The organism is Spirosoma gilvum (assembly GCF_054776815.1).
Genome location: NZ_BAAHBH010000001.1, coordinates 121137 through 141119, shown reverse-complemented (window position 1 = coordinate 141119; position 19983 = coordinate 121137). Strand labels below are relative to the sequence as shown.

Here is a 19983-nt window from a genome sequence, read left to right as displayed (position 1 = left end):
CAAAGCCGTTAAATTTTCGTTTCTAATTCACTATAAACCAACTAGTATCATGTTTCGTAGCCTGTTTCTAGCCGTTCTCACCTCGCTCCTGTTCGTAGGTAATTCCTTTGCCAGCGCCCCCACCCGCGACGACAAGGACAAAGAAGTAAAAATTAAAACGTCGGCCATTTGCGGCATGTGCAAAGCCCGGATCGAACGCAACCTGTCGTTCGAGAAAGGCGTCAAAGAAGCCGATCTGGACGTAAAATCGAAAGTTGTTACGATCAAATACAACCCAGCTAAAACGGACGTAGCTAAGCTAAAATCGGTGATCAGCAAAACCGGTTACGATGCCGACGAAGTGACAGCCGACGAAGCAGGTTACAACAAACTACCCAGTTGCTGCAAAAAAGGTGGCGGTATGGATCATCAGTAAGCTTCCAACATTCAGTATTAAGATAGAAACGGCCCGGAACCATGCGATTCCGGGCCGTTTCTATAAAGAGGGTTTATAACAACTTATTGAAACGCATTGCGCAGTTGGGTAGCGGCCAATGCCTGCTGCACTTCGGGGACGATAACATACACACTCGCGTATAACTTAACTTCGTAACTGGATCAACTGATTAGGCTAAATAGCGGTCGATAATAAGTCATAGCCGATGCTTTACACTGCGTTCAAATCAACCATCTTTGTGCATTGACGATCGATGTATGAATCTACGCTTTCTTCTCTTGTGGCTTTTTCTTTGGGTATTCTGTTTTCAGCCAGAAAGTTTTGCTCAATCGAAATCCAAAGAACAATACAAGTATCTGCTTTACGTACCCAAAACCTACGCAACGGATCAGGCAACGTATCCGCTGGTTATTTATCTGCATGGGAGTTCGCATCGTGGGCAGGACCTGAGTAAATTAAAAGGTTATGGTCTTCCGAACCTGGTTGAAAAAGGGCAGGACTTCCCATTTATTATTGCTTCGCCACAATGCCCAGATGGCAAATACTGGTCGACCGACAACTGGTTTGAGCCACTGTATGATGAACTGAAAGCGAAATACCGCATTGATCCTAAGCGTGTCTATCTAACAGGCATCAGCATGGGCGGGTATGGGGCCTGGCAAACGGCCGTAGCCTACCCCGACCGGTTTGCCGCTGTTGTTCCTCTCTGCGGTGGCTGCGACGATTCCACACAAGTTTGCCAGATTAAGAAGGTGCCCATCTGGACATTTCACGGCACCGCTGATAACATCATTCCTATCAACGAAACCGAACGATTAGTCAAGCGGCTGGAGCAATGCAGTGGGCGGATAAAATTTACCCGATTGGAAAACGAAGGGCATGGTATACAATACCTTTATGAAGACAAATCCATTTATGACTGGCTGTTAAAACAACACAACTAGACGATTACTTCAACACCACAAAATCGGGAATGCCTTCCAGCAGCGGTTTCCATTCGGCAGGAGTACGGTAGGTTCTGAAATTTTTGATACGGTGAAACGTCAGAAAGTTTGAGTTATGCTGATTATCAGCTCCGCCCATACCATCTTCAAAGGCCGTTCGTGACGCAACGACAATATCGTTTCCATCAAATTGCCAATCCAGATACTGAAACCCTGTCTTATCGATGTCTGGGTTATACAGGACAATTCCATGAATAGTCCAGTTTTCCAGATCGGGCGATGAAAGCAGTACCTGTGCATTGCGAGCTCGTTCGCGCTTATACGTTCGATGTTTCGGCAGCGCGTAGTTCGTAAACGTATAGTAACGCTTCGTTTTCGGGTCGAACCGAATATTGAATTTTTTACAGGCTCCCGGTAGTTTGATAAACTTCACTGAACTGGAATCTGCCGTTTGACCATTATCGCTCACATGATACATAGCCGCCTGATCATCTTCCAGATTATTGACCCGAAGTAGGTTCCAGATTTCACCCTGCGGATTCATTACTATGTTGCCCTCCAGCCAGGCATTACCGGGTCCCCAGGCTGTTTTATTATAGATCAGTCGTGACGTAAAGGTCCAACTTTTAGGATCTAGTAAGTCAGCATCTACGGGAGCCGACGCCACAAAGCTCTGAAAATTCCCCCAGCTCGTTACGGGTACGTTTCGTTCCATCCCTTTCCAGACCCGCCCTTTGAAGACCTGAAACGGCACCGACGCACAGTGATACCCATCGTCGACACTCAAGATTCCCTCTTCGACACGGCTCCAGTTCCGCCCACCATCCATTGAGCGCCGGATCGACATCCTTCCATATTCTCTGGTGGTTCCGAAAAGATATAGCGCCCCTTTATTGACCAACAAACTCGCCCACCACAAGCTATCCAATTCAGCAATTTTCTGCCAGCTTTTCCCCCGGTCTATCGACTCGAATACGTGGGTATGCTGGGGAGTTGGGCCTTTGCCGAAAATATCATGTGAGGCAATGTATTTCCCATCTGGCAAAATGACCAGACTCGGTGAGCCGATAAAATTACGGGTCGATTTGGGCAAATGATCAATCACCACACCGGGCACCTCTGGAAAAGTCTGCCCACTGACGCTCAATACAACTCCTGTACTTAACAGCCAGACAGCGACCAACTGTAGATAGGACAAACGGAAGCGAACTATTGGATCTTTCATGATTGACAAGCGAGTTGTTTGGCCAATTCGGCGCTGGCAGAATTACTCCCTACTCGTCAGAAAGCTACTTTTTTTCGAGAAATACCCAGCCTCGACCAATTACTATACCAGGCAGCGCGAACCCGATTTACTGAGCAATACCGGATGACGGTCTAAACAACACAAGTGAGTTAACGATTAAGTAATTTCGCACGGAAACAAAGAGGCCATGACATACGAAAACTCGCTTGCGTTTGCCCAACAACTCGATCAGAATGATCCGCTACGTCACTTTCGGGAGCGCTTTTATATACCTGAACGCAATGGCCAGCCATTGACCTATCTGTGCGGCAATTCGTTGGGACTACAACCCAAGGCAGCCAGAGCCGCTTTGGAGCAGGAATTAAATACGTGGCAAAATCTCGGCGTTGAAGGCTGGTTTGATGAACCGGAAAGTGGAGAACAGCCCTGGTTGGGTTATCACAGGACCTGCAAAGACGCGCTGTCAGCAATCGTTGGTGCCGAACCTTCAGAGGTTTGTCCTATGAATGCCCTGACCATCAACCTGCATCTGCTGCTGGCATCGTTTTATAAGCCAACCGGAAAGAAAGTCAAAATTCTGACCATCAAAGGTGATTTCCCATCCGACCAGTACGCGCTGGAAACCCACATAAAACATCGTGGGCTTTCAATTGCTGATGTACTCATTGAAATCGCTCCACACCCTGACGACAATTTAATTCACACAACTGATATTCAGAAAGCTATTATCGAACATGCCGATTCGCTGGCTCTGATCTGGATGAGTGGACTCAATTATTACACAGGGCAAGTCTATAACATGGCCGTGCTGGCCGAAACAGCTCAGGCTCATTGCATACCAATCGGTTTCGATCTGGCTCATGCCATCGGCAACGTACCGCTTCGGCTGCACGACTGGGGCGTTGATTTTGCCACCTGGTGTTCTTACAAATACCTCAATGGAGGGCCAGGAGCCGTATCAGGCGTATTTATTCATCAAAAACACCACGAACAGAACCTGCCCCGACTGGCCGGTTGGTGGGGCTATCGGGAAGATCGACGCTTTGAGATGACACCCGGATTTCTGCCAGCACCTGGTGCCGATGGCTGGCAGGTGAGTACGCCCAATATTCTGGCCTTAGCGCTCCATCGGGCCGCTATCTCGATCGCAGCCGAAGCGGGAATGACAGCCCTTCGCCAAAAAAGTGAACAGCTAACCGGTTACCTGGAGCACATTCTATCTCCCTTCGACGACATCCTGATCCTTACTCCCGACGACCCAAACCAGCGGGGCTGCCAGCTTTCGTTACTCGTCCGCAAGCAGGGAAAAAAACTATTCACCTACCTGACCGAACAGGGTATCATCGGCGACTGGCGCGAACCCGATTGCATTCGGCTGGCTCCTACTCCACTTTACAATACCTTCGAAGACGTCTGGCGGGTTGGAGATGTATTGGCTCGCTTCTTTCAACAATAGAACCGCATGGGCGGCCCCGACGGATTGTTATGATTCTTATGATTTACACAGATCTTAATGAATCATAACAATCATAAAGATCTGTGTTCTATTCACTTTGGTTAAAAGTAATATTCCGTTTCAATCCCTCCAGCTTCGTTCGCTTGACAGCCGATCGACGGAAGATTTCGCGAAATATCTCTTCAGTGATTTCCTCCCAATCCGTTTTGGAAAATGAGGCTAAACCGGGATGGGGGTCAAAAGCAGGGGTTTGATGCGGTCGGGCAAACCGATTCCAGGGGCAGACATCCTGACAGATGTCGCAGCCGAAAATCCAGTTTTCAAACTTCCCACGTACCTCTTCGGGGATGGCCTCTTTTAGTTCAATTGTAAAGTAGGAAATGCATTTGCTCCCATCTACTACGTAGGGCCCCACTATCGCGTCGGTCGGGCAGGCGTCGATGCAGCGGGTGCAAGTGCCGCAATAGTCAGTAATAGGCCCGTCAGGTTCCAGTTCAAGGTCGAGAATCAGTTCGCCAATAAAAAAGAACGAACCGATCTCCCGATTGATCAGGTTGGTATGTTTGCCAACCCAGCCTAATCCTGCGCGTTTTGCCCAGGCTTTATCCATTACGGGTGCCGAGTCGACAAAGGCGCGGCCATTTACTTCGCCAATTTCGTCGTGGATAAACGTCAGTAAGTCTTTCAGCTTATCTTTTATCACGAAATGATAATCGGTCCCATAGGCATATTTCGACAGTTTCAAATCGTCGGTTCCTTCGGATAGTCGCTGTTCGGGATAATAGTTGAGCAGCACTGTAATCACCGATTTGGCTCCATCGACCAACAGTCTGGGATCGAGTCGTTTATCGAAGTGGTTAGCCATGTAATGCATCTGGCCGTGCATGCCATTCTTAAGCCAGGTCTCCAGTCGGGGCGCTTCGTCTTCCAGAAAATCCGCTTTGGCTACGCCACAAAAATCAAAGCCTATCTCTGTAGCTTTCCTTTTGATGCGTTGTGTATACTCACGAGCGGGAAAATGCATTAGGCCTGTACTATGAATGAAAAATAAGACGTCAGGTTAAGAACGATATTCCAGTTGCATTAAATCCTACCAATCAATCAAATCCTGAAAATCCCGGTCAAAATACTGACAATCCAAAAAATTGCGATGCAGCATTTGTGCCAAGTTGGCAGAGAATACGGTTTTGGCCGGTCTTTTGCCCATCTTTGCATATGAATTTCTGGAAGCGAAATAGAAGCTCATCAATGGAAAATAAAGACATTTTGGACGAACAAGCGTCTATGGATACCCCACAGCCTGACAACCTGACAAACGAAGAAGCTGTAACGGTTAACGGTGGAGAACCTGAAGAATCAGCAGAAACGGCTCAAGCCGATGGTTTTGTTGCTGAAACCGATACGTCGGACCGCAACCGAGTTGGCAGCGAATTAGCCGAACTCAAAGACAAATACCTGCGTTTATACGCTGATTTCGAGAACTTCCGTCGTCGTACGGCCAAAGAAAAACTTGACCTGATCGGCAACGCCAATGAAGGCTTATTACAGGCGCTGATCCCCGTTGTCGATGATTTCGAACGGGCTATGCAATCGATCGATAAAACCGACGATATAGCTGCCGTAAAAGAAGGTGTCTCGTTGATCTACAACAAATTATTCAAAACTCTTGAAAGTAAAGGACTGAAGCCGATGACTTCGAAAGGCGAGTCGTTCAATGCCGACCTGCACGAGTCCGTTACGCAATTTCCGGCCCCGAGCGAAGACCTCAAAGGCAAAGTGATCGACGAGATCGAAAAAGGATATTATCTGAATGATAAAGTCATCCGGTTCGCAAAAGTTATTGTAGGCAGTTAAAAACAATGATTGAATGACTGAATGATAGAATGATTGAATAGGCTCCATTCGAACCTATTCAATCATTCTATCATTCAGTCATTCAATCATTCAAAGATATGGCAACGAAGCGCGATTATTACGAAATTCTGGGCGTTGATAAGAACGTCTCATCGGAAGACCTCAAGAAGGCTTATCGGAAAATGGCTATCAAATACCACCCCGATAAAAATCCCGATGATCCCACCGCCGAAGAGAAATTTAAAGAAGCTGCCGAGGCATATGATGTGCTGAATGATCCGCAGAAACGGGCACGCTATGACCAGTTCGGCCATGCCGGTATGAGCGGGGCGGCTGGTGGCTACGGCGCTGGTGGGCCAACCATGGAAGATATTTTCAGCCAGTTTGGTGACGTTTTCGGCGATGACTCTCCTTTTGGCAGCTTTTTCCGCGGAGCCAATGGCGGAGGAGGTCGTCAGCGCGTTCGGCGCGGTTCGGATCTTCGCATCAAGCTGAAGCTGAACCTACAGGAAGTTGCCAACGGCGTAGAAAAGAAAATCAAAGTAAAACGCCACGTTACCTGTAACACCTGTGGCGGCAACGGGTCTAAAAACGGCACGGCTGTGCAGACCTGCTCAACCTGTCAGGGTACGGGCCAAACCCGTAAAGTGGTCAATACGATGCTGGGTCAGATGGTATCGACCAGCACCTGTCCAACCTGTAATGGCGAAGGCAAAATCGTAACCGATCGTTGCGACGCTTGTTTCGGCGAAGGACGCGTATTGCAGGAAGATGTCATCCCAATCAAAATTCCGGCGGGTGTTGCCGAAGGGATTCAGTTATCTGTTGGTGGTAAAGGTAACGTTCCGCCACGGGGTGGTGTAGCAGGCGACCTGCTGATCGTGATCGAAGAGGAAGAAGATGCAGACCTGAAACGCGACGGCAACAACGTTGTGTTTGACCTGTACGTCAGCTTCATCGATGCCGCCATTGGTACCAGTGTGGAAGTCCCCACTATCGATGGCAAAGCACGTATAACTCTTGATCCGGGTACACAAAGTGGTAAAATCCTGCGCCTGAAAGGTAAAGGAATTAAAGAATTGAATGGCTATGGCCGGGGTGATGAGCTGGTTCATGTAAACGTCTGGACTCCCAAGACACTATCGTCTGAAGAACGGGCCGTGCTGGAAAAGCTACGCAACTCGCCGAACTTCCAGCCCAAGCCCAACAAAAATGAAAAAGGCTTCTTCGACAAGATGAAGGACTTTTTTCATGGCTGATACGAACCTATAGAGTTAGCTAACCACTAATAAGCCCGTAACAAATGAGCCCCTTTCGGGGCTTTTTTGTTATAGTACCCTCCTTTCAATGAGCTGATTATGACTAGGTCATCCCGTTATCAACCTTGAGCATTAACCGATAAATTAATATATGTAAACTAGTAGTTCCAGCAAGAGAACCTTCTGAGTATATTTAGGCAAAAGGATGATTTTGTCATGGATTCGTCACACAACGTTAACCATGTAACCATGAAAAAAGCTTTACTCTTCTGTCTTGTTCACTTGTTAGCAGTAACTGCTTTTAGCCAAAATACACCCGTCCTAAACTCCTTTCGAGTGGGTATGGATCTGATGACATTAGGAGGCATTGATGCCGTCGGATTACACTACCAAGCCCGATACGCCAGGCACCTGGCTTCTGATCGATTTCTGATAGCGCTCTCGGTTGGCCACTTTCAAAAAAACAGACGGCAAACTATAGCCTCGGACCTGTACATTGATAGTGACCAAACACGTCGTCTCACCACAGATCTAAGCGTTTTATTTGATCTATTACCCGCTAGTCGATCTGCGTTACGAGTAGGTGGTGGCCTTTCCTATTGGTATCGTTCCGATAAGCTCGTAACCAGAAGCAGTTACAGTTGGTCAAGCAATCGGGGCTTGTACGATCTACAAACAGATTGGAGCGATCAAAAGGAATGGAATTTAGGCTATCATCTGGTAGCAGAATACGAGAAACGCCTGACTCCTCAATTGGCTCTTAGCGGTCGGATAAGCTGGGCCAACTTCACACGAGATCGGCTTTTACGTAATAGTGGCATTATACCAGCAAATGCAATTCCTGTTTTTCAAAGCGCACAAGCTGGTTTGGGCCTTAGTTATCTCTTCTAACTTGTAATTCGTGTTTACCGCAACATCGACACTGAGGGTAATTTGTATTGGGCTACTTCTGTCGATAAGTCGGCCCGGTTCCGTTTAACCGAAGCAATGAATTGGCCTGTATCAGCGCCATAGCTACGTTGACTAACCCCAAACAGGAGAATTCCCCGCTGGCCTGTGGCACTCGTAAATGGCTTGTACCGATACACATTTCGTTCGACAATTTGCAGCGACCGACCATCCGCAGCAGGTTGACTCAGCACAAAGTCGAGTAGAATTTCCCCTGTTGCAGGGTGTTTGCTGATCTGGTATTTAACCAGCGGATTGGGGCCATTTTGCTGGCTAATCTCGGCTACTTTCGAGGCAACTACTTCATTGAGGTCAAAGCGACCAGTCACCACATCCAGCATGATCATCGTTTTGAATGCATTCGGGTTGTCGCCTTTGCTGATATACTCCTGTTTGTAGAAAGTCGGGTTTGGATGTGAGCTCCACGACAGATGATAAGGTGCTCCTTTAAAAAGGATAGGGCCAGGCACCTGTAAATAGTCGTTAGGGGTAGGCTGAGCCTGGACCGATGTAGCCAGCAGAACAAGAGCCATTGCCAGCAGAGAAAAACAGTTGTTCATGTAGATGTTGTTTTGCGGACCGTATATATGGTCGTTTGGTAGCCCAAAAGTGGCCGTTCGTCTAGCCATGAACAAGCCAGACTTTATAACAAGTAGCAAAACGCCAATGGGAGGCAGTTAGTCGACAATAGTATGTACAGGAGAGTCAATTACAGCTAGTTATCAGTTGGTAACTCTTTCACCCAGTCTGACGTAGGCGGCTACCTAGTCGATGCTGAGGGTACCACTTAGTAAATATGCGATAAAACATATTAAGCACAGAGTGACATAGACAAAACAAAAAAGTCTAACTCAGTAACATATACCTCCATATTTATATACGAAATTTATTATTCATCAAATGAGCTACCCTACTAAACCTACCATCCAGGATATAATTGATCAGGCTAAATACTATTTTGATCAGGGTATCAGCCAATCGGAAGCGATCCGACTGGCCATTTCCGCCAGCAAACCTGCTCACTACACCCGAATGCATTCGAGTCCAACGCAGAGCTACATAGCCCGCCCTAATTAATTGACCCGAAAACATCACCCCAAAGACTTGTCACGGATTTTCCTTCGATCAAATGGGTAGGAAAAACACTCTAGTCGTGCCATCGCCTGTACGGCTTGCTCTTTCCGCTATCGATTATACTTACCCTTCTTTATAATTGAGTTTCAATGTTTAGCTGACATTGTCAGCCTTTACGTTGCCATCCCCACGGCATTTGCGTTTTATCGGTTAATTTTAATGCCCGTATGAACCTGGCCTCCCCTGCCAATTGGTTCTGTATACTCCGTTATGTATCTGTACGTTTATGCACCAAACACTATTTCTTTGTATTTCCTTATTGCTCGCTGTTTCGCTACTGGTTATGGTCGGTCAGCGACTACACGTACCTACACCTATCTTCCTGGTTATTAGCGGCTTACTAGTCAGTCTGATTCCCGGTATTCCGCGCATCGAAATCGACCCGGAGCTTATTTTTTTGATCTTTCTCCCTCCTTTGCTCTACGAAGCTGCCTGGTTCACATCATGGAAGGAATTTTGGCGATGGCGACGGATCATTATTGTGCTGGCGTTTGGGCTGGTCATCGTTACAGCATTTGCGGTAGCGTACGTTTCAAGCACGATGATGCCGGGCTTCACACTGGCGATGGGCTTCCTGTTAGGCGGCATCATTTCTCCTCCCGATGCCGTTGCCGCCACGTCGGTCCTGAAAAGTGTTAATGTTCCCAAAAGCGCCATTAGCATCCTGGAAGGAGAAAGCCTGGTCAACGACGCTGCCAGCTTAGTTGTATTTCGCTTTGCACTGGCGGCTGTTTTATCCGGCACCTTTGTCTGGCAGAAAGCTTCTGTCAATTTTGTGCTGGTTACTGTTCTGGGAATTGTTATCGGCCTGGCCGTAGCCTGTGTTTTTTACGCTATTCATCGCTGGCTGCCAACTACCACCCGCATCAGTATTCTGTTGACGTTTATGGCTCCCTACATTATGTACATCGTTGCCGAAGAGTTCGAGGTTTCGGGGGTTATGGCCGTTGTCAGCGGGGGGCTGTTTTTATCTAACCAAAGTCACGTTATTCTCAACCATAGCTCGCGTATACAGGGTACGGGTATGTGGGCAACCATCGTATTTGCGCTAAATGGCATTGTTTTTATTCTGATCGGGCTGGAGTTGCCGGTGATCATCAATGGGCTGGACGGTTATTCGAAAACAGAAGCCATACTGTATGCTTTACTGATCAGTGGCGTCATCATCATAACCCGGATGGTTTTTACAATAGCGGCCTCCTACTTCACCCGATTTATTGGCCGATATATTACCGTAGCCCGGCGAAATCCGGGTTTACGAGGGCCTATTGTCCTTGGCTGGGCCGGTATGCGGGGGGTGGTTTCGTTAGCGTCGGCCCTATCGGTTCCACTCACCTTACAAAACGGTCAGCTGTTTCCCCATCGGAACCTGATCCTGTTCATTACATTCGTAGTCATTCTGGTAACCCTTGTTTTTCAGGGCCTTACCTTACCATTAGTAATTCGATGGGTAAAATTGAGTGATAATGAAAGCACTATTTCGGAAGATGAACAGGAATCCAGAATTCGCCTGAAAGTGCTAAAAGTCGCGTTGAAACACCTTCACGAACATTATACGGATGAATTGACCAGCAATGAACTGGTTGATAACCTCAAAAATCGAATCGAAACCGAGCTGCATCAGACGAAACGGCACCTGGACTCGATGGAAACCGACGGGGAAGCAGTCAACACCTATAATCGAGTTATAACCGACCTTATCAAGGTAAAACGCGATGAGCTGCATCGGTTGCGAACTATTCAGGAATTCGATGATGAGGTGATCCGGAAGGAAGAAGCCCGGATGGATCTGGAAGAAGAAAAAATTAATCATCCGATTCACTAACCCGTAACGGCAATCACAATGGATTTATCGACCATAGCCCATCACCGATTACACAACCAGCAGATTGCACAACCAACGTTTACAACGATAAACGAGGTGGTTAACTGGATGGGCGCTATGCAGGCGCAGGATGCTAACCTGATTAAGTGGGCCATTGGGGTCAGGCTTCCCGGCACTACCGAAAAGGAAGTCTCAGCCGCACTTGATTCGGGTAAATTAATTCGAACGCACCTGCTTCGGCCTACCTGGCATGTAGTAGCCGCCGAGGATATTCACTGGCTGCTCGACCTGACAGCTCCTCATGTTAAAGCTTCGATACGATCCCGGCTTAAAGACCTGGAAATAACATCGGAAGTTCTGACAACGTGCTATACGATCCTTGAAAAAGTCTTATTGGACAATAGCTACCTCACCCGTTCGGAACTGATGCTTGAACTCCAGCGAGCCAACATTGCCACAGACAATAATCGATCGGCCCATCTGATGATGCAAGCAGAACTGGACGGAATCGTTTGTAACGGAGTAGCCAAAGGCAAGCAATTAACGTATGCATTATTGCAGGAACGTGTTCCCAAACCTCAGCCCCTACAACGAGAGGAAGGGCTGGCGAAACTGGCTCATACCTACTTTACCAGTCACGGACCAGCCACGTTAGCGGATTTTGTCTGGTGGTCGGGACTGCCGATTACCGATGCCCGACGAGCGCTGATGTCGATTCAATCCAGCTTTGCATCAGAAACCATAGGCTCACAAACCTACTGGTTCGACCCATCCCGGCATGTCTCTGCATCAAGACATGAATCGCTCTATTTATTGCCGTCTTTCGATGAGTACACGGTCAGTTATAAAGACCGAAGCGCTGTGCTGACTGCCGACGCGCACAAACAGGCTATTTCGGCTAATGGCATATTCAGCCCAATTATTGTCTACAACGGTTCCGTTATAGGGCTTTGGAAACGGACCATAAAAAAAGACAAAGTCGTTCTGGAACCCAGCTTTTTTGAAACGACAACGCCATTGATATTGTCTCTACTAGAAAAAGCCAGCGCCGGGTTTGGGCAGTTTTTAAACTACACGGCTGAGTTAACCTACTAACAAAACTTCCCGAAAGTATTGAACTTTCGGGAAGTTGAAAATGATTCGGACTCTGTTGATTTACGACCAGCGATCAACCGAAAGCATTGATGTGCTTCTGGAAGATGGCTTCGTATTTGTTGGCCGCAGCCGATTGCTTAGCATCTTTGCAGGCTTCGACAATCGTTTGCAGAATGTACAGATCGGAGTCAGGACTACCGAATCGGTTACCCATTCCACTCTTATCGTAGGTCAGATTCTGGTCGGCACGGGCAGCCATCGTTTCGGCAATTTCAAGTGCTTTCTTGGTATCGCCCACTTCAAATAGGAACCGTACATAGTTCGACGAAATCTGGTCGTACGGAATACTCTTATCCGGAATTACCCGTAGCGAGTAATCGAGTACTTCCCGAGCCTTGTCTTTCTTTCCTTCCCGCATTAGCTGGTCGGCCAATCGGAAGAAGGCAATCCGGGCCGAAATAACTGGTGGTCCTTTGTAGGTTTCGTCGTAATAGGTGTTCGGGTTATCGAAATCCCGCCAGAAAGTTTTCTTCAGCATGTTGGTGTACATAATGTCGGAGTTTACGTACCCATCGGTCGCACCCGGAATAGCCACCGGCATCAGCCGATACGCATACCCTTCGAGCTGCATGTAGTTCTTCAGACTCAGGTAGTTATCGCTGGCCAGCGTGCTGGAGAAGTAGATTGGCCGTTTCCAGTTGTTGGTTGCAATAATATCGAGCATGATCAAGTCAGGCTTGTAGAGATCCTTTTTGCCGATAGTCCACTGCAAGGTATCTTTCATCAACGGACGGAGGTTGGCTGGAACGAAATTAGCCTGATCGACCGATGCTTTATCGATGGGCAGGAACAGCACCGACGAGGGCAGGATACTGGTCATATCGCCACTAGTCAGCGGTACCTGAATCGCCTGGTTGTTGGTCTTGATGAGGTTAATATACTGTTTCAGGTCAATCCCATTTTTCACGCCAGGCACTTCATAAAACGGCACAATGTCATTTTTGCCCTTGTTGAAATTGTCAAACTCCAGCGAGATCGGCAGCGCTTCCGACTCATAGGTTTTGCGTTTCATTTGTTGGATGTACCATTCGGTACCCAACAAACTCAGGTTACACACCCGCACATCGCGCCGGAAGCCTTCTACCTCCTGAACGTACCAGAGTGGGAAGGTATCGTTGTCGCCACCCGTAAATAGTACGGCATTGGGTGCGCAGGAATTGAGCAGGTTTTTAGCAAAGTCGACGGACTGGTATCGGTGATCGCGGTTGTGGTTATCCCAGCTTTTGGCGCCCATCATGAGCGGTACCAGCAAACAGAGCCCAGCCACTACACCGTTGCGAGCGACATCCGATTTCAGGGTATTTCGTAATCCTTCGGCCAGCGCCATAACACCCAGTCCCAGCCAGATGGCGAAGAAATAGAACGAACCAACGTAGATATAATCCCGTTCGCGCGGCTCAGTTGGAGGTGAGTTCAGGAATACCTGGAGGGCAATACCCGTAAATAGGAAAAGCAGCCCAACAATCAGGAAATCGCGTCGGCGACGGAAATACTGGAAGGCAATCCCAAACAAGCCTAATGCAAAAGGCAACATGTAGAAATTATCGCGGGCTTTGTTGTTTTTCAGCAGGTCAGGAGTGCCATTGTCCGACGACCAGGGCAGCAGATAACCAGCGCCTTCCTCATCACTTTCTCGTCCGGCAAAGTTCCACATCAGATACCGCCACCACATATGCCCCAGTTGATAATTAAATAGGAACTTCAGATTATCGCCCATAGTGGGTTTCTGTCCTTCAGCCAATCCGAGCATCTGTCGGTAGAGAGCTGGGTGATTTTGCTGGCTGCTATATACCCGTGGGAACAACATTTCGTCGCCCGGCGCGTAAACATATTCGGGTTGATAGTCGAAAATAACGTACTTACTCCCTTCTTTTTTCCACATCGGCGCTCCGCGCTTCTGATCGATTGGCCGTGACGTAAACACCGGCCCATACAGCAGCGACCGGCTTCCGTATTGTTCTCGACGCAAATAGGATAGGAAGTTCAGTTCATCACTCGGATCGTTTTCGTTAATTGGTGGATTAAAATCGGCCCGTACCAACACCTGCAGGTACGAAGCGTAGCCAATCAGCACAAACGCCAATGCCAATAGCGCTGTATTAAGAATAACCCGCTTTTGGCGTGCCGACCAAATAATTCCATAGACGATAGCCCCAATAAAGACAACAATAAAGAAGTTAGCGCCTGACGTAAATGGCAATCCGAGTGTATTGACAAAAAACCGCTCTACAGCAAATGCCATACCCGGTAAGCCCGGAATAATGCCAGCATTGATAATTCCCAGTATGACCAGACCTATTCCGGCGGCTATTACACCACCCCAGAAAGTAGGTTTCGACTGCTTCTTGAAGTAATAAATCAGGGCTAGAGCGGGCAACGTCACCAGATTCAGCAAGTGAACGCCAATTGAAAGGCCAGTTAGATAGGCGATGAGAATGAGCCAGCGGTTAGCGGCTGCTTCATCGTCGATACGTTCCCATTTGAACGCAGCCCATACGACGATCGCGGTAAAAAACGACGACATCCCGTATACCTCCGCTTCGACGGCCGAAAACCAGAACGTATCAGAAAAGGTGTAAGCCATCGCCCCAACGGCCCCTGTCCCCAAAACCAGCAGCGTATCGCCCGTTGAGTAGTCATTTTCAGACTTCCCCAGCAGTTTCTGGGCCAGCATCGTGATGGTCCAAAACAGGAAAGCAATGGTGAAGGCACTAGCCAGTACCGACGCCATATTGACCCAGTACGCCACATTGGTCAGGTTGCCAAACGACAGCATTGAGAACAGCCGTCCCAGCAAGAGGAAAAAGGGAGCGCCAGGCGGGTGGGGTACTTGAAGCTTGAACGAACACGCAATGAATTCGCCACAGTCCCAAAAGCTAGCGGTTCGTTCAACGGTCATTGCATAGGTAACCAGTGCAACAACAAATACGAACCAGCCTGTCAGGGTGTTCAGGCGTTTAAAAGATTGCATACAAATGAAGATTAACGAATTACTTTTTGTGTAAGGAGGGTCTCCAGACCGGATCAAAATTACATAAAAAGCGGTCCGGGCGGGTCATGCGAGGCTGTTAAAGTTTGTTAATGCTATAATGAGCAAAGTGCTATCCGGCATTTCGAAATGGTAGTATTTCATTTTGTATATGTGGTAATGCAGCCAATTTCCTCCTGAACTTATACCTAAAACTATTTTTCGGTAGCTAAAAGAAGGTAAACTAAAAAGATTTGCAAAATATTTTCTCAACGCACAATAAATCCTATTTTATATATCAAAATATTCCCAATTAAACAGTTAATAATTATCTTGAAAAAGTAAAAACTATTTTTAATTTAAATAATTATTTCATTAAGCAATTATCAAAATTTATTCTAAATATTACTAGTAATCATTAATATTTTTATTAAAATAATAATTTTACATACTTTAACTAATAAGCTCAATTACTATTAACTTACCTAAAAAAATCTATAAACTAAAAAAGGCCGGCTTAATCGACCTTTTTTAGTTTATAGTAAATGCAGCTATTCAACTAATAATCTTAGGTCTATTTTTTTCTGTAGCAATGCATCTTTCAATTCTAAATAATATTTTGGATACGATTTACCGAAAGAGTGCCAGTAGTCAGGGGGCAGTTGATATAACAAATGTTGAATTGTTAAATTATCAACTGATCCTGCTGTTTCGATATGCCTTTTCACATCTAAAAGAAGCGTAGACCGTGTTACAGCTCGCAGCGGTAAGTCACGGATTTTCAAACGTTCATCAATAGCTAGCGTTCGCTGCTGCCTGCGAATTAACTCCTGATTAATAAGTTCTTGTACCATTAAAAGATTAGCCGTTGAGCTCGACTTTAATTGTTGAATTGTTTTCATAAATAGCGAGGGTGCGAAGCGTTTTTCTTTTGATTAACTATACAAATAAAACCAATAACTCCATATATTTTTTATTACTATTTTAACAATTACTTATTTTTTTATTAAGCGTAATTATTAAAATTAAACTATATAGTATTCCAAAATATTCTGTTTGAATTATATTAATGTGGTTGATATATTTTTTATAAATATCATACAAATATAGATCAAAACTTATTTAAAAATTTAATAAATATATAGTAAAAATTTCATCAAGTATTTGGAAATCTCCTAAAATAAAAGAAAGAAGTTTTTCTAATTATTTTCACAGATCTCTAATAAAAATAATCAAGCTATAATAAAATATATATACTTTAAAAAGAAATCACCTATATTAAAATCACAATCTATTGCAATTTCTATATAGGCGATTATGAATTTCAGATCAATTGAAATGGAACGAGTAGCAAACTGTTTCCAGGTGTAGTTTCTCGCTTTACAAATCGTATCTATTTAAATTATGCAGGCTATCTTCAGGCGTACGCCTATCAATTAATTGCGATCTATTCAGTTGATTAAACACTCGATGGCGTACTCGGCTGCTTTGCCCCTACATCGGCCATACTCAAATTCTATGAGCTTCGACGTAATAGACAGGGTAAGAACTGGTTGCTCTGGAACCAGTATTTCTAACGAATCAGCTAAGCAGTGCTGACGCATCCCAAGAAAGGAAAAGGAATAAAGAGAAGGTTAACGAATTAACTGGCCGAACAAGAGCAATGATTTACAATAAATAACTTACAATCAATGCTTTACCTAATAAAAGATAGTAATCCGTCAATTATTCACTGGCCTTAAGCGTCATAAAAAAACCGACGGGATAATTAATCTCGTCGGTTATACCTGTAGTATATGTGGGAATTTCGTGTTGATTTACACAAGAAAGTGTAGGGCGCAACTTTGTATTAATACACGTCTCCCCGCGCAGCTTTCAATGTATTCTGCATGAGTGAGCAAATAGTCATCAGCCCGACCCCACCCGGTACAGGTGTAATAAAACTCGTTTTAGGCGCTACTTCGTCAAATTTCACATCGCCTTTTAGCGCAAAGCCGCTTTTCTTACTGGCATCGGGTACACGTTCCAGACCGACATCGATTACGACAGCACCTTCCTTAACCATATCGGCCGTAACAAACTCAGGCTTACCGAGCGCAGCTACCAGGATGTCGGCCGAACGGCAGATTTCAGCCAGGTTTTTCGTACGGCTGTGTGTAAGCGTAACGGTACAGTTGCCGGGGTATGTATTTCGCTGCATCAGGATCGACATGGGAAGCCCGACAATCTGGCTCCGGCCCACCACTACGCAATGCTTGCCCGACGTTTCGATGTTGTAGCGTTTGATCATTTCCAGCACCCCCTGTGGTGTAGCCGAAATGTAAGCGGGTAAGCCTTTCGCCATGCGACCGATATTGATCGGATGAAAACCATCTACGTCCTTGGCAGGGCTTATGGTTTCCATAATACGGTCGGGATTGATATGATCAGGAAGCGGCAACTGCACAATTAGTCCATCCATATCCGGGTTTTCATTCACCTCCCGAACTTTATCCAGAAGCTCATCTTCTGAAACGGACGGATCGAAGCGGATCAGCGTGGAGTGCATCCCAACTTCCTCACAGTTCTTCATTTTCGAGGCTACGTAGGTTTCGGAAGCTCCCTTGTTTCCAACCAAAATAGCTACCAAATGAGGAATTTTGCCGCCTTGCTCACGAATCTGAGCGACCTCGGCCGCAATTTCCTGTTTTATTTGAGCAGACAGGAATTTACCGTCTAACAGTTGCATATGAATTAATAAAGTCTGAAAATCCGGTGCGAAAGTACCACCTTATCCAGTATTCACCAGCAAGTCGAAAGAATAGTTTACGCTATTTGGTAATCAGTAAAGGTGAGCAGACTGAACGTAAACCTACTTACTGTAAGCAAACTTCAGGATGTAGCCTTTTTTGCCATCGCCCTCACTGGCAATATACAGATCGCCGTTGGGAGCAAAGCAGATGCCTTCGGGCTGACGAAACAATTTCGGATCGAGGGGTTCGGAGTATCTGATTTTTGCCCGACGGCTGGTGATAACCAATCGCTTGCCAGCCGAGGTCAGGATGTACCAATCGCCCGTTATCGGATGAACCGCAATGCCCGATGGCTTGTACGTTTTAGGCTCAATACCGGCCGCTTTAAGCTGTTCATCATTGAGACTCATATCCTTAAATACCGCTTTATTCAGCAGATCGAATGAATAAACGGCTTTATCGGCTGAGCCTTTCCCATCTTTAACCGCAATGAGCAAACGCTTTGTTTTAGGATCATAACCCAGCCCTTCAACCTCCGTTTTTTCGGGCAAATCCGTTTTTGTTCGGCCAATCTGCTTCGATTCAGGCTCAAACCGAAACAGATTGCCGTTGCTTTCGAGCACATACACCTCATCGTTGACGTACTCAATCCCTTCAAAATCGCCATAACCGCCAAAGCCAAAATCGTTAGTTATCTTGCCTTTCTTCGTATCGAACACGTAGACGACCGCTTCTTCGTCCTGCACACACAGCAATTTATCGTCCTTAAAATAAGTCAGCCCCGATATTTCCTTTAGCTCTTTGGGAAGTGTATAATTCTCAGCGGGTTTGCTGAGCTGATAAGGAAGCCGGAAAGGTGCTTCAATTTGTTCAGCTTCGGGTTTGTCAGTCTTTTTTGAAGAAGGACCACAGGCTGTCAACAAAAGCAACAGACCGATCAGCAGACGATTCATAGTCGATAAAAATAGTAAGCGGGACAAAAATGCGCATTTCCTCTAATCCTTTGCAGTTTTATCCGCCCTTCGTTGACTTTTTTGTGTGTTCTTTCAAAATTTCGACCATATTGCATATACGAACCAAAACCGCTCCACCACGATTAATACGATTTACCTGTAATGCCCAATTTAGCTTCCGTAAAACGTTATCCGGGGATTCTTTACGGCCTGGTGATTGGCCTGCTGCTGGGGGCAATTAGTTATGCCGGCACATTAGAAAGTACTAATTTTCAGCAATATTTCATTCTGGTCCAGGTTCTGGCGTTAGGAATTGGTATCCTGCATGTATGGCTAAGCCCCCGCTTTGCGCCAAACCTGATGACGACATTCGGACTCGGGTTCATTACCACATTACTGATTCTACTGGTAGGTATCGGCTTTGCGCTCGTACTATATTCCCAAACCGGCTACCTCGGCAGCCGCTGGCCGTTTGTTTCCAGTCTGATTCCGTTCCTTATCCCGTTTTTGGTCGTTCAGGCTTACCAGTATTTCATACAGATTCCTCCTGCCGATTACAAAAAATGGTACTATCCAATTAATGGCGATATGCCAGATCTGGATTTGCTTGATCTTTCGAAGATTCTTGTGATTCAGTTTGAATTCCTGAAAACTCCTGCCGATACCAATTACACCAATTTTAAAGCCAAAGCGCCGGTCGCGATGACGCTGGGCGATTTGTTTCTGGTCTTTATCAACGATTATAACGAACGTACGCCCAATAGCCCGATTCAGTATACCGACGCGGCTGGGCGACCTTATGGCTGGGTATTCAGAAAAAAAACGGCCTGGTGGCAGCGCTCGGTGTATTACGACCCCGCAGTTGATTTTTCGCAAAATCAGTTGATCGACAATGCCACAATCGTAGCCATGCGAGCCGAGTGATTCGCTCGTTTACGTATCGGCTACTTTAAAATTCGCAACGTTTACCAATGCTCAGGTTGTTATGATTAGGCTAATTTACTATGCCTTAGCCAATCATAAGAACCTGGGCATTATTTAGTTAACTTGCAGTAAACGCTCACATACCCTAC

Annotated in this window: 18 protein-coding genes; 11 read left to right on the top strand and 7 right to left on the bottom strand. The window is 46.2% G+C overall.

All coding sequences use genetic code 11. The features are described from left to right. Nucleotides 1-49 precede the first annotated feature (49 nt). Both ACYVFD_RS00575 and ACYVFD_RS00570 read left to right on the top strand, forming a co-directional pair. Entirely contained in the window at nucleotides 50-415 is a 366-nt protein-coding gene (locus ACYVFD_RS00575) for a heavy-metal-associated domain-containing protein (RefSeq protein ID WP_461087466.1), read from the top strand. A gap of 278 nt (nucleotides 416-693) precedes the next feature. Continuing rightward, nucleotides 694-1380: a carboxylesterase family protein gene (locus tag ACYVFD_RS00570; RefSeq protein WP_461087464.1), complete on the top strand. Its 687-nt coding sequence runs from the start codon at nucleotides 694-696 to the stop codon at nucleotides 1378-1380. A gap of 4 nt (nucleotides 1381-1384) precedes the next feature. Here ACYVFD_RS00570 and ACYVFD_RS00565 read toward each other — a convergent pair whose 3' ends face one another. Continuing rightward, nucleotides 1385-2605, bottom strand: a complete 1221-nt coding sequence (locus ACYVFD_RS00565; RefSeq protein WP_461087462.1) for a sialidase family protein — start codon at nucleotides 2603-2605, stop codon at nucleotides 1385-1387. On the opposite strand from ACYVFD_RS00565, the gene ACYVFD_RS00560 reads away from it, so the two are divergent. Together ACYVFD_RS00560 and kynU are read left to right on the top strand one after the other, a co-directional pair. After that, nucleotides 2604-2753 (top strand): hypothetical protein, encoded by a 150-nt coding sequence (locus ACYVFD_RS00560; RefSeq protein ID WP_461087460.1) that lies wholly within the window; start codon nucleotides 2604-2606, stop codon nucleotides 2751-2753. The two genes, ACYVFD_RS00565 and ACYVFD_RS00560, sit on opposite strands and share 2 nt — an antisense overlap. 60 nt (nucleotides 2754-2813) lie before the next feature. Continuing rightward, nucleotides 2814-4082 carry a kynureninase gene (kynU, locus tag ACYVFD_RS00555; RefSeq protein ID WP_461087458.1) on the top strand — a complete coding sequence of 423 codons (1269 nt, stop codon included), beginning with the start codon at nucleotides 2814-2816 and terminating at the stop codon, nucleotides 4080-4082. A gap of 88 nt (nucleotides 4083-4170) precedes the next feature. Here kynU and queG read toward each other — a convergent pair whose 3' ends face one another. Beyond that, on the bottom strand, nucleotides 4171-5106 hold the full coding sequence (gene queG, locus ACYVFD_RS00550; protein WP_461087456.1) for a tRNA epoxyqueuosine(34) reductase QueG: 936 nt from the start codon (nucleotides 5104-5106) through the stop codon (nucleotides 4171-4173). Nucleotides 5107-5330: 224 nt separating this feature from the next. Between queG and ACYVFD_RS00545 the strand changes: the two genes are divergently transcribed. From ACYVFD_RS00545 to ACYVFD_RS00535, 3 genes are all read left to right on the top strand, one after another. Next, nucleotides 5331-5936 carry a nucleotide exchange factor GrpE gene (locus ACYVFD_RS00545; protein ID WP_461087455.1) on the top strand — a complete coding sequence of 202 codons (606 nt, stop codon included), beginning with the start codon at nucleotides 5331-5333 and terminating at the stop codon, nucleotides 5934-5936. 98 nt (nucleotides 5937-6034) lie between these two features. Continuing rightward, nucleotides 6035-7195 (top strand): molecular chaperone DnaJ, encoded by a 1161-nt coding sequence (dnaJ, locus tag ACYVFD_RS00540; protein ID WP_461087453.1) that lies wholly within the window; start codon nucleotides 6035-6037, stop codon nucleotides 7193-7195. Between the two features lie 249 nt (nucleotides 7196-7444). Further along, nucleotides 7445-8086 carry a hypothetical protein gene (locus ACYVFD_RS00535; protein ID WP_461087451.1) on the top strand — a complete coding sequence of 214 codons (642 nt, stop codon included), beginning with the start codon at nucleotides 7445-7447 and terminating at the stop codon, nucleotides 8084-8086. A gap of 14 nt (nucleotides 8087-8100) precedes the next feature. Here ACYVFD_RS00535 and ACYVFD_RS00530 read toward each other — a convergent pair whose 3' ends face one another. Next, a complete protein-coding gene (locus tag ACYVFD_RS00530; RefSeq protein ID WP_461087449.1) occupies nucleotides 8101-8703 on the bottom strand; it encodes a hypothetical protein in 603 nt (200 codons plus the stop codon). A 340-nt stretch (nucleotides 8704-9043) separates the two neighbouring features. Here ACYVFD_RS00530 and ACYVFD_RS00525 point away from each other — a divergent pair, with 340 nt between their 5' ends. From ACYVFD_RS00525 to ACYVFD_RS00515, 3 genes are all read left to right on the top strand, one after another. Next, the gene (locus ACYVFD_RS00525) at nucleotides 9044-9220 is read left to right on the top strand and encodes a hypothetical protein (RefSeq protein ID WP_461087447.1); all 177 of its coding nucleotides are present in this window, start codon (nucleotides 9044-9046) and stop codon (nucleotides 9218-9220) included. 283 nt (nucleotides 9221-9503) lie between these two features. Next, complete coding sequence (locus tag ACYVFD_RS00520) at nucleotides 9504-11102, top strand: Na+/H+ antiporter (RefSeq protein WP_461087445.1); 1599 nt, start codon at nucleotides 9504-9506, stop codon at nucleotides 11100-11102. Between the two features lie 18 nt (nucleotides 11103-11120). Further along, nucleotides 11121-12197 carry a winged helix DNA-binding domain-containing protein gene (locus tag ACYVFD_RS00515; RefSeq protein ID WP_461087443.1) on the top strand — a complete coding sequence of 359 codons (1077 nt, stop codon included), beginning with the start codon at nucleotides 11121-11123 and terminating at the stop codon, nucleotides 12195-12197. Between the two features lie 73 nt (nucleotides 12198-12270). On the opposite strand, the gene ACYVFD_RS00510 is transcribed toward ACYVFD_RS00515, so the two are convergent. The 4 genes from ACYVFD_RS00510 to ACYVFD_RS00495 form a co-directional block, all read right to left on the bottom strand. Beyond that, nucleotides 12271-15228, bottom strand: a complete 2958-nt coding sequence (locus tag ACYVFD_RS00510; RefSeq protein ID WP_461087441.1) for a glycosyltransferase family 117 protein — start codon at nucleotides 15226-15228, stop codon at nucleotides 12271-12273. Nucleotides 15229-15776: 548 nt separating this feature from the next. Then, nucleotides 15777-16127 (bottom strand): hypothetical protein, encoded by a 351-nt coding sequence (locus tag ACYVFD_RS00505; protein ID WP_461087439.1) that lies wholly within the window; start codon nucleotides 16125-16127, stop codon nucleotides 15777-15779. Between the two features lie 947 nt (nucleotides 16128-17074). After that, complete coding sequence (locus ACYVFD_RS00500; protein ID WP_461087437.1) at nucleotides 17075-17953, bottom strand: bifunctional 5,10-methylenetetrahydrofolate dehydrogenase/5,10-methenyltetrahydrofolate cyclohydrolase; 879 nt, start codon at nucleotides 17951-17953, stop codon at nucleotides 17075-17077. Between the two features lie 123 nt (nucleotides 17954-18076). After that, complete coding sequence (locus tag ACYVFD_RS00495) at nucleotides 18077-18910, bottom strand: SdiA-regulated domain-containing protein (protein WP_461087435.1); 834 nt, start codon at nucleotides 18908-18910, stop codon at nucleotides 18077-18079. A gap of 162 nt (nucleotides 18911-19072) precedes the next feature. On the opposite strand from ACYVFD_RS00495, the gene ACYVFD_RS00490 reads away from it, so the two are divergent. Beyond that, a complete protein-coding gene (locus ACYVFD_RS00490; RefSeq protein WP_461087433.1) occupies nucleotides 19073-19834 on the top strand; it encodes a TssN family type VI secretion system protein in 762 nt (253 codons plus the stop codon). The last annotated feature ends 149 nt before the right edge of the window (nucleotides 19835-19983 follow it).